Annotated in this window: 13 protein-coding genes; 4 read left to right on the forward strand and 9 right to left on the reverse strand. The window is 56.8% G+C overall.

Going from position 1 to position 12,172, the window contains the following annotated elements; genetic code table 11:
- The first annotated feature begins 81 nt into the window (after nt 1–81).
- Complete coding sequence (locus tag LOH53_RS09000) at nt 82–1,167, forward strand: S-(hydroxymethyl)mycothiol dehydrogenase (protein WP_230067407.1); 1,086 nt, start codon at nt 82–84, stop codon at nt 1,165–1,167.
- Nucleotides 1,167–1,775, forward strand: a complete 609-nt coding sequence (locus LOH53_RS09005; protein ID WP_230067408.1) for an MBL fold metallo-hydrolase — start codon at nt 1,167–1,169, stop codon at nt 1,773–1,775. Before LOH53_RS09000 ends, LOH53_RS09005 begins: the two co-directional genes overlap by 1 nt.
- 62 nt (nt 1,776–1,837) lie before the next feature.
- On the opposite strand, the gene LOH53_RS09010 is transcribed toward LOH53_RS09005, so the two are convergent.
- The 4 genes from LOH53_RS09010 to LOH53_RS09025 are packed head-to-tail and all read right to left on the reverse strand — an operon-like array spanning nt 1,838 to nt 4,590.
- The gene (locus LOH53_RS09010) at nt 1,838–2,545 is read right to left on the reverse strand and encodes a lipoate--protein ligase family protein (RefSeq protein ID WP_230067409.1); all 708 of its coding nucleotides are present in this window, start codon (nt 2,543–2,545) and stop codon (nt 1,838–1,840) included.
- Nucleotides 2,542–3,360: a thioesterase family protein gene (locus LOH53_RS09015; protein WP_230067410.1), complete on the reverse strand. Its 819-nt coding sequence runs from the start codon at nt 3,358–3,360 to the stop codon at nt 2,542–2,544. Before LOH53_RS09015 ends, LOH53_RS09010 begins: the two co-directional genes overlap by 4 nt.
- Before the next feature lie 20 nt (nt 3,361–3,380).
- Nucleotides 3,381–3,959 (reverse strand): DedA family protein, encoded by a 579-nt coding sequence (locus LOH53_RS09020; RefSeq protein WP_230067411.1) that lies wholly within the window; start codon nt 3,957–3,959, stop codon nt 3,381–3,383.
- A gap of 55 nt (nt 3,960–4,014) precedes the next feature.
- Nucleotides 4,015–4,590: a hypothetical protein gene (locus LOH53_RS09025; protein ID WP_230067412.1), complete on the reverse strand. Its 576-nt coding sequence runs from the start codon at nt 4,588–4,590 to the stop codon at nt 4,015–4,017.
- A 260-nt stretch (nt 4,591–4,850) separates the two neighbouring features.
- Here LOH53_RS09025 and LOH53_RS09030 point away from each other — a divergent pair, with 260 nt between their 5' ends.
- Nucleotides 4,851–6,497 (forward strand): AMP-binding protein, encoded by a 1,647-nt coding sequence (locus LOH53_RS09030; protein ID WP_230067413.1) that lies wholly within the window; start codon nt 4,851–4,853, stop codon nt 6,495–6,497.
- A 9-nt stretch (nt 6,498–6,506) separates the two neighbouring features.
- Nucleotides 6,507–7,136, forward strand: a complete 630-nt coding sequence (locus LOH53_RS09035; RefSeq protein WP_230067414.1) for a class I SAM-dependent methyltransferase — start codon at nt 6,507–6,509, stop codon at nt 7,134–7,136.
- Here the strand turns inward: LOH53_RS09035 and LOH53_RS09040 are convergent, their stop codons facing one another.
- From LOH53_RS09040 to nrdH, 5 genes are all read right to left on the reverse strand, one after another.
- Nucleotides 7,137–7,625 (reverse strand): NUDIX domain-containing protein, encoded by a 489-nt coding sequence (locus LOH53_RS09040; protein ID WP_230067522.1) that lies wholly within the window; start codon nt 7,623–7,625, stop codon nt 7,137–7,139.
- Between the two features lie 60 nt (nt 7,626–7,685).
- Entirely contained in the window at nt 7,686–8,663 is a 978-nt protein-coding gene (gene nrdF, locus LOH53_RS09045) for a class 1b ribonucleoside-diphosphate reductase subunit beta (protein WP_230067415.1), read from the reverse strand.
- A gap of 107 nt (nt 8,664–8,770) precedes the next feature.
- Complete coding sequence (nrdE, locus tag LOH53_RS09050; RefSeq protein WP_230067523.1) at nt 8,771–10,891, reverse strand: class 1b ribonucleoside-diphosphate reductase subunit alpha; 2,121 nt, start codon at nt 10,889–10,891, stop codon at nt 8,771–8,773.
- 14 nt (nt 10,892–10,905) lie between these two features.
- The gene (gene nrdI, locus LOH53_RS09055; RefSeq protein WP_230067524.1) at nt 10,906–11,388 is read right to left on the reverse strand and encodes a class Ib ribonucleoside-diphosphate reductase assembly flavoprotein NrdI; all 483 of its coding nucleotides are present in this window, start codon (nt 11,386–11,388) and stop codon (nt 10,906–10,908) included.
- A 213-nt stretch (nt 11,389–11,601) separates the two neighbouring features.
- Complete coding sequence (gene nrdH / locus LOH53_RS09060; RefSeq protein WP_230067416.1) at nt 11,602–11,847, reverse strand: glutaredoxin-like protein NrdH; 246 nt, start codon at nt 11,845–11,847, stop codon at nt 11,602–11,604.
- Nucleotides 11,848–12,172 lie beyond the last annotated feature (325 nt).

The following is a 12,172-nucleotide window of genomic DNA, read 5'->3' on the forward strand; positions in this document are numbered from 1 at the left end:
CCAAGAAGCGGCCCCGGCGGGCTTTTTCTCAGCCCTCGTGATAGACAGACCTTAGTCGATTCCCCAGCCAAGGAGCACCCCATGATTCACAAAGTCAAAGGCGCTGTAGTCCGCGCCAAGAATGCCCCCGTCACCATTGAAACCGTCCTGGTCCCGGACCCAGGTCCGGGGGAAGTCCTGGTTGACGTCCTCACCAGCGGGGTCTGCCACACAGATCTGCATTACAAACAGGGCGGCATCAGCGATGACTTCCCCTTCCTTTTGGGGCATGAGGCAACAGGCGTGGTCAATGCGGTGGGGCTCAACGTGGTGAACGTGGTACCCGGAGACCGCGTGATTCTCAACTGGCGGGCTGTGTGTGGCAACTGTCGGGCCTGCGCTAAAGGCCAGCCCCAGTACTGTTTCAACACCGCAAATGCCACCACCAAAATGACTCTCGAAGATGGCACAGAACTCAGCCCAGCCTTGGGCATAGGTGCCTTCATTGAAAAGACTCTGGTGGCCGCCGGACAGTGCACGAGAGTGGATGAAGATGTCGATCCCGCAGCTGCCGGACTACTGGGGTGCGGAGTGATGGCCGGCATAGGTGCCGCCATCAATACAGGCGCCGTTAAGCGTGGGGACTCTGTAGCGGTGATTGGATGTGGTGGAGTTGGTTCGGCGGCCATTGCCGGAGCCGCGCTCGCCGGAGCCACCACTGTGATCGCTGTGGATCGCGATCTCAAAAAGCTTGATGGGGCCCGTAAGTTCGGCGCCACTCACACAATTGATTCCACAGCAGTGGATGCGGTGGAAGCAATTAGGGAGCTGACCGGCGGCTTTGGTGCTGACGTAGTCATTGATGCGGTGGGTCGCCCAGAGACGTATAAGCAGGCCTTCTACGCCCGTGACCTGGCAGGCACGCTCGTCCTGGTGGGAGTGCCCACCCCAGACATGGTTGTTGAGCTACCACTCTTGGACGTCTTTGGCCGAGGTGGCTCACTGAAGTCCTCCTGGTACGGGGACTGCCTGCCCTCCCGTGACTTCCCGATGCTTGTTGAGCTGTACAAGCAGGGGCGGCTGGACCTGGATGCCTTCGTCAGCGAACGCATCGGCATCGAAGACATTGAGGCGGCTTTTACCAAGATGGGCGAAGGCTCAGTGCTGCGTTCGGTTGTGGTGCTCTAGTGGCTGCGCGGATCCAGAACATCGTCACCTCAGGAACGTTCTCCCTCGACGGCGGAACCTGGGATGTAGAAAACAACGTATGGATGGTAGGCGATGACGCAGAGGTATATGTCATTGACCCGGCGCATGACCCTGGAGCCATTGTTTCCCTGGTGGGAACCCGCCAGGTCAAAGCAGTGTTGCTCACACACGGTCACGACGATCACATCCGATACGCCCGCGAATTTGCAGGGCTCGTCAACGCTCCGGTAATGATGAACGCTGCGGATCAGATGCTCTGGGAGATCGTTTACCCGGGCACCGTCCCAGACAGGTATATCGAAGATGGTGACAGCTTTGAGGTTGCCCAAACATCGTTACTGGCGCTGCACACGCCCGGTCACTCCCCCGGTTCTACCTGCTTTTACGCACCTAGCTTGAACGCCGTATTTTCCGGGGACACGCTTTTTAATGGCGGGCCCGGTGCCACGGGGCGTTCCTATAGCGATCATCCCACGATCATCAAGTCCATCAAGGAGCGCCTCTTGGTGCTTCCACCGGATACCGTGGTCTACACCGGCCACGGAGACACCACGACCATCGGCGCGGAGGCGTCTGGAATCAGCTGATCCGAAGCTTGTACACCGTTGCATCAAGCAGGCGCTCCATCAAGGTGCAGAGCTGACGTGTCTTAGTCAAAGTCGACGTGGGAGCTGTAAGCAGCCAGTACCGCGGCTTCCACGTCGTCGACTGTGATACCAGCAACCAGGTCCTCCGCGGCACCTGCCGTGCGCGGGTCCCAGACCAAGTCAAGGGCATCATAGGTGTCCACAAGAACGTCACGGATGGGTGCTGAGCGTTCTACTACGATCACGGAACTAAAGAACCAGGCTCCGGAAACAACCCGCTGGGCCGTACCGACTAACTTCAGCGGACTAGGTGTACCCCGCCCAAACACGCTGAACTCGCCCGGGCAATACTCTCCCGGTATCTCACCAACCCCTGCGTCCACACCCAAGGAGCGGAGAGCTTCAGAAAAGAGATCTCCAAAAAAGCTGAACCGTGTTTTCGCAGCCGCGATGGCGTCTTGTGCTGGCTGGATGTGATCCACCACCAAAGTGCCTTGGTGGTAAGCGGCTGCGCGCCCGCCAGCACGCCGAACCGCTGGGAAAAAGCCGTGCGCACGGCTGGCGGCTTGCGCACCAGCGAAGCCTGGCAGCCGAGTGTCACGCTGACCGAACGCCACGGTGGGCTGTGGACGGTACATGCGCAGTAGCGCTGGGCGCTGCCCATTTTTCACTTCCGCAAGCAAGTCCAAGCCGTGGTTGAGGTCTTCTTCTGCCCCCAAGGATTGTTTCTGGCGAAAGATCTCAAGGACCGGCGCCAGTTCGACGCTCACTTGCTCGGTGCAATGGGCCGAACGGTTAGAATTTGCTCAGCACGCCCGAAGGGACCTTGGGAATCGTGCAACACGGAGGCTGTCAAGCCGATGCCGTCCCCGGCAAACGTGACGCGTGTTGCCAAGCCCAACCATTCTCCAACGGGTTCGCGGTACACATGAATGGATAAGTCGACGTTGGGGAACATGTAGCTACCCTGGCCAGGCGTCACTCGTGAGGAGACGCCGTTGGCCGCGTCGACAAGACCAAGGAGGCGCACGAGCGGGCTGGACGGTTCGCCGTCAACCATAGGGTAGTTGGTCCGCAGCCAGGCCAGTCCACGCCCCGCTCGGTGTTCGGGGGCTGTGCGGGCCTCTAGTGAAGCGATGAACCCTCCTGGCCAAACGTTCATGCCTTCCCATTCCACGGACTCTTCCACGGGCGGCATGGGATCGTCCTCGCATCCAGCAACTTCCGCTGTTTCAAGGGTCTTCATGCGCCATGCCGTCAGCCGAACGGCTGTCCGTCCGCCAGCGACCATTTCCGCTTGCAACAACTCGATGGTGCGCCCCGGGCGAAGAACCGTGGTGTTAATGGAAAACTCACCAGCCGGTATCAGACCAAGAATGTCAAAGTTGAAACGCGTCAGGCGCATGCCCTCCCGTGGCTCGAACGCCTCCAGCTCTCTGACTAGAAGGCCTGCTACTGGTGCCATGTGCTGTTCGTGGGCGTTCCAAGCGCCTTGCGCATGGATCGTGGATTCAAAGCGGTTGCCGCCAAGGTGCCTGTAGTACGCAGACACGTCGGAGGGGACCGAGGAAGTGGATGCTTGCATGACTAAAACTCTACAGTCAGTTAGGGATTGATAACTGACGGAGAGGCTGCAGCCTCAGGATTCATGACCGGGCAGTCATTGAGTGCGGCTACATCAAGCTTTCGGCGCCGAGAGACGCGGATCAGATGAATTGCTAGCAGTGCAGCGCCGACAGTAAGGAGCAAAATAGCCAATGCCCACGGGGAACCCGCCGCAGCGGCGATCGCCGCGTCAAAGGCTGCCAGTCCGATCGTTGCGTAAATACCAGCCCACGCCATTGCACCGACCACGGTGGCCGGAATGTAGCGTCGTAACGGCATCCGTCCAAAGCCTGCCGCTAGATTGACAGCCGTTTGGAAGCCGATGGTAAGAAAGCTCACGCTGACGGCCGGGGCACCCCAGCGCGCTATTGACTGCTCTGCTCTCGCGACCGCTGGTGAGTCAAGGTACCTTTGCATCCGCGTTTTACGCCCACCGGCGGCAATGCCACGGCCAGCCCAGTAGGTGGCGTTGGAGCGGAGCATAACTATGCAGAATAGAATCACATAGGCCCACAGGAATGGTAGGGATGCGATGCTTTCCATCACGAGCTGGCTACCTCCTGGAGCAAAGTGAACCATAGAAATATTTCCTTATGGCTTCTATGCAATCTTATCGAACGCCTGTCAGTATCCCCTAATGGCCATCCATAGTGCAGTGAGCGGAAATCCAGTCGGTCAGCTCAGATTCACCCTGGGTAATCACTGGATCGTCGATGGGAGGCATCTCATGGGCATGACGAGCAATGGCTGAGGACAACGAGTTCAACAACGCCTTCAGGTCGGTGTCTGTTTGCAGATCGCTGATGTCCTTGATTGATTTGGCTACCGTAGTGGGCAGCTCGCTTCCGCTGGTTCCTGTGCCGGGAAGGTGGAGGGCTACAAGTGAAACACCGATAATCGGCATTTGAACGCACGTCCGTCGCAGTTCTGGGGCAAGACTTTCAAACCAGTCAAATTCAGCATCATCACCGGGTTCTACTTCGGCGTTTGCTGCTTCCTCAAGCTGCGCCCGCTGCGCTGGTGTCAGCTGCGCTTTCCATTGATCGACAGCCTTATTGAAGGCGGCTTTTCCAGCGTCCGTGTAGATGTCGTAGTCGTTCCCGCTGGGGGCCGGAGGCGCGTCTGCGAGTAATAAGTTTGACGAATTATCGCTGTCATCCGCTTCGATAAAGTAGCCGCTGGCTTGGCCCGTTGGGCTCTGAACCGGCATCGGAGAACTCAATACACTCGAGGACCCCGCCCCCGCAAGAGAACTTTCCTGCGGATCGGCTTCCGGCGAAGAGCATCCGGTGAGCGCTATCCCTCCCAAGCTTAGAAGGACGGATAGTGAGAGCATTCGGTGATGTATAGCCACGCGGCCAGCCTACCCAAAGACGTATCTCAATGTGAAGACCGCGCATGGTGGGTGATCTATGACCTTCAGAATGTGAGTTAGTACACATTAACTCACGGAGGTACTAGCATCGCCTTATGACCTCCGATGTTCAGTCTTCTTACACGTCAGGTACCTCCACCACGCCGTTGCTCGGTGACACGATTGGTGCGAACCTCCTGCGCACAGTGACAAAATTCCCGGACCGGGAGGCACTTATTGACGTGCCTTCGGGTCGGCGCTGGACGTACACTGCACTAAATAGCGACGTCGATGCCCTGGCCCGCGGCTTACTCGCCGTCGGTGTGAGTAAAGGAGACAGAGTCGGTATCTGGGCACCGAATGTTCCCGAATGGGTGCTCATCCAATACGCCACCGCAAAAATCGGTGCCATCCTGGTCAACGTCAACCCGTCCTACCGCAAACATGAGCTCAAGTACGCTGTCCAACAGTCCGGCATGCGCATGATCGTGGCATTACCCCAGTTCCGTGGCTCGGATTATGCTGCCATGATTGAGCAGGTTAGCCCCGAATGTCCGGGGCTGACCGAAGTCGTCTATATCGGTACAGCTTCCTGGGAAACGCTCGTAAAGGGTGGAGAGGCGTTCCCCGCTTCCGCCGTCGAGCAGGCCATGGCGAGCCTTAGCGCAGATGAGCCCATCAACATCCAATACACTTCCGGGACGACCGGATCACCCAAGGGCGCCACACTCAGTCATCACAACATCCTCAACAACGGCTATTTTGTCACGGAGACTCTCAACTTCACCGAGCAGGACAGATTATGCGTCCCCGTGCCGTTCTACCACTGCTTCGGGATGGTCATGTGCAATTTGGGCGCCACCTCGCACGGAGCCGCAATCGTCATTCCAGCCCCCTCATTTGATGGCGCAGCAACATTACAGGCCGTCCAAGATGAACGCTGCACCACGCTCTATGGTGTTCCGACCATGTTCATTGCCGAACAAAACTTGGAGAACTTTCACTCCTACGACCTCTCCAGCCTTCGCACCGGCATCATGGCCGGTTCCCCGTGCCCGGTGGAAGTCATGAAACGGTGCATGAGCGAAATGCACATGGGGGCGGTATCGATCGCCTACGGCATGACCGAGACCTCGCCTGTTTCCATGCAGACACAGCCGGACGACGACGTGGCGCACCGGACCGAAACCGTGGGCCGGGTTCACCCTCATCTTGAAGTGAAGATTGTGGACCCGGTGACAGGTCTAACAGTTCCACGCGGGGAGCCGGGCGAATTTTGCACGCGCGGTTACAGTGTGATGCTGGGGTACTGGAATGATCCGGAGAAGACCGCCGCAGCCATTGACCCGGCCCGGTGGATGCATACGGGCGATCTTGCCGTGATGTTTACTGACGGGTATGTCAACATTGTGGGCCGCATCAAGGACATGGTGATCCGTGGCGGAGAGAACCTCTATCCTCGCGAGATTGAAGAATTCCTCTACACCCATCCCGATGTTGCCGATGTCCAAGTCATTGGGGTCCCAGACACTAAATATGGGGAGGAACTATGCGCCTGGATTCTCATGAAGCCCGGTGCAACACCTTTGGATTCGGCCGCTGTGGCGCAGTTCTGCGAGGGGCATCTTTCCAGATACAAGGTACCGCGCTACGTTTTGGTGGTGGATGAGTTCCCGATGACAGTCACTGGCAAGGTGCGCAAGATGGATATGCGAGCCACCACGATGGAATTATTGGGCCTTGGCCTGCCCGAAACCCGGTAGCCTTGGCGCATGAATAGCGAGAACTTGTGGGTGGCGAAAAATCGTACGAACCCTGGCCATTCGGCTTCTTTCATGGCTCGCTTTGCGAATCTGAAGGCCGACGGTGTTGACGTGGATGGCGAGGCTCGGTTCGCCGATTCATTGGTGGCCCCGGCGTCGCGCATCTTGGATGCAGGGTGCGGCATGGGTCGGATTGGTGGGGAACTGAGTAGGCGCGGGCACACGGTGATTGGCGTTGATCTGGACGCCGAGCTCATCGATGCCGCACGTCAGGAACATCCCGGTGCCAGCTGGCGTTTAGGTGACCTGACCGAACTGAACATCCCAGGAGAGCAATTCGACTTAATCGTGTGTGCCGGAAATGTCATGGCGTTTTTGGCGCCGGGTTCGGCACCAACCGTACTCACTCATTTTCGGGAGCACCTTGCCCCGCAGGGCCGGGCAGTCGTGGGGTTCGGGGCAGGCCGCGGCTATGGTTTTCCGGACTTTTTCGCAGACGTAGAAGACGCTGGTCTCTTTGTCACGGGGAATTTTTCCACGTGGCAGCTGCATCCGTTCACGCCCGAATCTGATTTTTTGGTGGCACTTGTGGGTCCGGAATCCACAGCCGGCTATGAAGGGGCATCAACCACCTGTTAGCTAGGAGTTCAGGATATCTTCGAGCCTTTTTCGCAACGTTGGCCATGCTGTCACGAACCCTGGGTGCAGCCTCAACTGATCAACACGGTGCAGCGGGACCCACTCAAGCGCCAGGCTCTCCGGGTCGCTGATAACGGCTTCAAAAGGTGTCACCACGCTCACAGCAACGGTGGTGTAAGTCCAGTAACCAACGTCATAGACGGACGTGAAAAGAGTTTCCACGTTCTCCGCAGGAACTAGAGCCTCCTCCCAAGCCTCGCGCAGGGCGCCGTCAACGGCGCTTTCATGTTGGTGGCGGGCCCCACCAGGAAGACCCCAAGTGCCCCCGTGATCGGACCAGATGGCGCGGTGTTGGAGCAACACCCCCCGGTCGGCGTCGAACACCAAAAGACCAGCAGAGCCGAACCGGCCCCAAAATTTTCCGGCTTCCCCGTCAACCCAAGCATCCCCGGGGTCGCGGTGGCCAGTGACGGGTCCTGGACGCACCACAGCTGCAGCATCCCGGCTGAATCGGGCTGCTGCAGCTGTTGGATCAGATGTGGACAAGGGCTAGAAGTCCCAGTCGTCGTCTTCGGTATTGACCGCTTTGCCGATCACGTAGGAGGAGCCTGACCCGGAGAAGAAATCGTGGTTCTCGTCAGCGTTCGGTGAAAGAGCGGAGAGGATAGCAGGATTGACGTCTGTCACGGCGGCCGGGAACATGGCCTCGTAGCCCAAGTTCATCAGCGCCTTGTTGGCGTTGTAGTGCAAGAACTTTTTGACGTCTTCGGCTAGGCCAACGGAATCGTAGAGGTCATGAGTGTACTGAACTTCATTCTCATACAGTTCGTACATCAGCTCGAAAGTGTAGTCCTTCAGCTCCGCTTTGCGCTCCTCAGACAGGCCTTCCAGACCCTTTTGATACTTGTAGCCGATGTAGTATCCGTGTACAGCCTCGTCCCGGATGATCAGGCGGATCAGGTCTGCCGTGTTTGTCAGCTTTGCCCGTGAAGACCAATACATGGGCAAGTAGAAACCCGAGTAGAACAGGAACGACTCAAGCAGTGTCGAGGCGATCTTGCGCTTGAGAGGGTCGTCCCCGTAATAGTAAGACTCAACGATCTGAGCCTTCTTTTGCAAGTTCACGTTCTCCACCGACCACCGGAAGGCCTCGTCAATTTCCTTCGTGGAGCACAGCGTGGAGAAGATTGATGAGTAGCTCTTGGCATGCACCGATTCCATGAACGCAATGTTCGTATAGACGGCTTCCTCATGCGGGGTGATGGCGTCCGGAATCAGCGAGACGGCGCCCACGGTGCCCTGCAAGGTGTCCAGCAATGTCAGGCCAGTGAACACGCGCATGGTGAGCAGTTGCTCCTCCGGTGTCAGAGTGGCCCAGGACTGAATGTCATTGGACAACGGCACCTTCTCGGGCAGCCAGAAGTTGTTGCACAGGCGGTTCCAGACTTCTACGTCCTTCTCGTCCTCGATGCGGTTCCAGTTGATGGCCACAACGTGGCTCGCCAACTTCAGCTTTTCCGGTGTCATCGTTTTTCTCTCTCCACTAAACCTTGGGACTCCGCAGAGCCTACGTTTATCCTAAGCCGAAGGTACGACGGCGGGTGGTGCCCGCCGTCGTGCTCTTCAGTTATGCGTCACAGCATGCAGCTGACGCAGCCTTCCACTTCTGTTCCTTCTAGCGCAAGCTGGCGCAGACGGATGTAGTAGATGGTCTTGATGCCCTTCTTCCACGCGTAGATCTGGGCCTTGTTGATATCGCGCGTGGTGGCGGTGTCCTTGAAGAACAGCGTCAGGGACAGACCCTGATCCACGTGCTGGGTGGCGACCGCGTAGGTGTCGATGATCTTCTCAAACCCGATCTCGTACGCGTCCTGGTAGAACTCCAAGTTATCGTTCGTCAAGTACGGAGCCGGGTAGTACACGCGGCCCAGCTTGCCTTCCTTGCGGATCTCGATCTTCGAAGCCACAGGGTGGATTGAAGACGTGGAGTTGTTGATGTAGCTGATGGAACCGGTGGGCGGGACAGCCTGGAGGTTCTGGTTGTAGATCCCGTGCTCCATGATGGAAGCCTTCAACGCACGCCAGTCATCCTGCGTGGGAATCGTGATGCCGTCAAAGAGTTCCACAACACGCTGGGTCGAAGGGACCCATTCGCCATCCGTGTACTTGTCAAAGAACGTCCCACTTGCGTAGCTCGACTTCTCAAAGCCAGCGAAGGTGGAACCTGTCTCCATGGCAATCTTGTTCGATGCAAGGAGGCAGTGGTAAACCACGGTGTAGAAGTAGATGTTGGTGAAATCCAAGCCCTCTTCCGAGCCGTAATGGACCCGCTCACGGGCCAAGTAGCCGTGCAGGTTCATTTGGCCAAGACCAATGGCATGCGATTGATCGTTACCCTTGGCGATCGAGGGAACGGAACCGATGTGGGACATGTCAGAGACAGCTGTCAGGGTGCGAATGGCCGTATCAATGGTGCTGCCGAAGTCCGGAGAGTCCATGGTCTTTGCAATGTTCAACGAGCCCAAGTTGCAGGAGATGTCCTTGCCCGTTTCGGCGTAGGAGAGATCATCGTTGTACTTGGTGGGCGCGGAAACCTGAAGAATTTCCGAGCACAAGTTACTCATGATGATCTTGCCGTCGATCGGGTTGGCCCGGTTCACCGTGTCTTCAAACATGATGTAGGGATAGCCAGATTCAAACTGGATCTCCGCGAGGGTCTGGAAGAACTCGCGGGCCTTGATCTTGGTCTTCTTGATCCTGGCGTCGTCCACCATTTCGTAGTACTTCTCCGTGACAGAAATATCGGAGAACGGCACGCCATAGACTTTTTCAACGTCGTATGGAGAGAACAGGTACATGTCCTCGTCACGCTTGGCGAGCTCAAAGGTGATGTCCGGGACCACAACACCCAAGGAGAGCGTTTTGATACGGACTTTCTCATCAGCGTTCTCGCGTTTGGTGTCTAGGAAACGGTTGATGTCGGGGTGGTGTGCGTGCAGGTATACGGCGCCTGCACCCTGACGTGCGCCGAGCTGGTTGGCATAGGAGAAGCTATCTTCGAGGAGCTTCATGACAGGGATGACGCCGGAAGACTGGTTCTCGATCTGCTTGATCGGAGCACCCACTTCGCGGATGTTTGTCAGAGCGAAGGCCACTCCCCCACCACGCTTGGAAAGCTGAAGGGCCGAGTTGATGGAGCGCCCGATCGATTCCATATTGTCTTCAATGCGCAACAAGAAGCAGGACACTAGCTCGCCGCGCTGTTTCTTCCCGGCATTGAGGAAGGTTGGTGTGGCCGGCTGGAAGCGACCTCCGATGATCTCATCCACCATCTTCAGCGCCAGTTGCTCATCTCCTCGGGCCAGATGAAGGGCCACCATGCATACGCGGTCCTCGTAGCGCTCCAGGAAACGGTTGCCGTCAAAGGTTTTGAGCGTATATGAGGTGTAGAACTTGAACGCGCCCAAGAAGGTCTCGAACCGGAACTTTTTCTTGTAGGCGTGGTTGTACAGGTCACGGATGAAGTTCATCGTGTACTGGTCAAGGGTCTCGCGCTCGTAGTACTCGTTCTTCACCAAGTAGTCGAGCTTCTCTTCCAGGTCATGGAAGAAGACGGTGTTGTTGTTCACGTGCTGCAAGAAGTATTGACGGGCAGCGGCGCGGTCAGCTTCAAACTGGATTTTACCGTCCGCGTTGTACAGGTTCAGCATGGCATTGAGCTCGTGATAGCCCATGCTTTCCCCTCCCGTGGGCATAGCTTGCGACTTCTTCACTGCTGCGTCTGATTCAGAGACAATCGTGTCCAAAATTCTTCCAATCCTTCGTGAACGCGGTCCACGTCTTCCGACGTGCCCATCAATTCAAAACGGTAGAGATGCGGTACTTGGCATTTGACCGAGATGATGTCCCCGGCCAGACAATACGTTTCACCAAAATTTGTGTTCCCGGCCCCGATAACGCCACGGATTAGGGTACGATTTTGTGCAACATTGAGGAACTTTATGACCTGTTTAGGAACTGCTCCGTGCCCTGAGTCTCCGCCATAGGTAGGCAGGACTAGAACAAAAGGCGCCTTGGCCAACAGTGTTTCATCGCGCGTGTACACCGGCAACCGTGCCGCTTCCACGCCCAGTTTTTTTACAAACCGGTGTGTGTTTTCGGAAATCGAGGAAAAGTAAATCAACTGGCTGCTGGTGCTCGGGCCAATTTCCAGGCTGGTTGCTGATGTCGCTGCAACGGATGAGGGTGTCATCGCTTCCTGCTGTCCTGACTTTACGTGCTCCTGCTGTTGTGGGGCCAGCCATTTGACGGCCAGCCCCACGCTTGCGCCGGTCGGCGCTAATGAAATTCTTCGACGAGCGAGTGTTTCCCTACGTACTCATTTAGGAAATCCCTGATTCCGTTCCTGGGAACGGGATCTCTCAGTACGAAGTTCCAAGGTGCGACGGAGTTTTTCCGCCACGGATCACGCTACGTTCGCGGCGACACCTTGGTTAATTGCGGCAATCTTATCTGGACGGAATCCCGACCAGTGGTCGGCGTCAGTGATGACGACCGGCGCCTGCTGGTATCCCAGACTCAGTAGCTGTTCAAGCGCGTCAGCATCTTGTGTGATGTCCACGCTCTGGTAAGTGATGCCTTTTTTGTCCAACGCCCGGTAGGTGGCATTGCACTGCACACACGCAGGCTTGGTGTAAACCGTAACGGTCATGATCGAGATCCCCTTTTATACAAAAATTCATGTCCACAAAGCTGGCCTTTGCGTCCCTTTCGGGTCGCTCGCTGTTGGTGTGGCCTGACAGCTGCTGCTAGGGCCTCGCCAGCGATTTTGGGAACGTTTTTCACGTTTTCCCGTAACGCTTGTTTTGCTGTACTCGATACTACATGTTGTGATCGGACATGGAGGCAACCCCAACATGATGTATTACAAGTATGTCATTTTATGCACCAGTAGTCCACAGTTTTTTTCTCCGGAAAAGCGCGAGAATCCAATGTTTAAGCTCACGATGTCCACAGCCTGTGGAGTACTTTCCCAC

The organism is Arthrobacter cryoconiti (assembly GCF_020905375.1).
Lineage (GTDB): Bacteria > Actinomycetota > Actinomycetes > Actinomycetales > Micrococcaceae > Specibacter > Specibacter cryoconiti.

Bases quoted from the DNA above. Each gene is read 5' to 3' on its own strand.
- LOH53_RS09030 (WP_230067413.1), top strand. From the start codon at position 4,851: ATGACCTCCGATGTTCAGTCTTCTTACACGTCAGGTACCTCCACCACG.
- nrdI (WP_230067524.1), bottom strand. From the start codon at position 11,388: ATGACACCCTCATCCGTTGCAGCGACATCAGCAACCAGCCTGGAAATT.
- nrdE (WP_230067523.1), bottom strand. From the start codon at position 10,891: ATGCCCACGGGAGGGGAAAGCATGGGCTATCACGAGCTCAATGCCATG.
- LOH53_RS09025 (WP_230067412.1), bottom strand. From the start codon at position 4,590: ATGCCGGTTCAGAGCCCAACGGGCCAAGCCAGCGGCTACTTTATCGAA.
- LOH53_RS09000 (WP_230067407.1), top strand. From the start codon at position 82: ATGATTCACAAAGTCAAAGGCGCTGTAGTCCGCGCCAAGAATGCCCCC.
- nrdF (WP_230067415.1), bottom strand. From the start codon at position 8,663: ATGACACCGGAAAAGCTGAAGTTGGCGAGCCACGTTGTGGCCATCAAC.
- LOH53_RS09015 (WP_230067410.1), bottom strand. From the start codon at position 3,360: ATGCAAGCATCCACTTCCTCGGTCCCCTCCGACGTGTCTGCGTACTAC.
- LOH53_RS09035 (WP_230067414.1), top strand. From the start codon at position 6,507: ATGAATAGCGAGAACTTGTGGGTGGCGAAAAATCGTACGAACCCTGGC.
- nrdH (WP_230067416.1), bottom strand. From the start codon at position 11,847: ATGACCGTTACGGTTTACACCAAGCCTGCGTGTGTGCAGTGCAATGCC.
- LOH53_RS09020 (WP_230067411.1), bottom strand. From the start codon at position 3,959: ATGGTTCACTTTGCTCCAGGAGGTAGCCAGCTCGTGATGGAAAGCATC.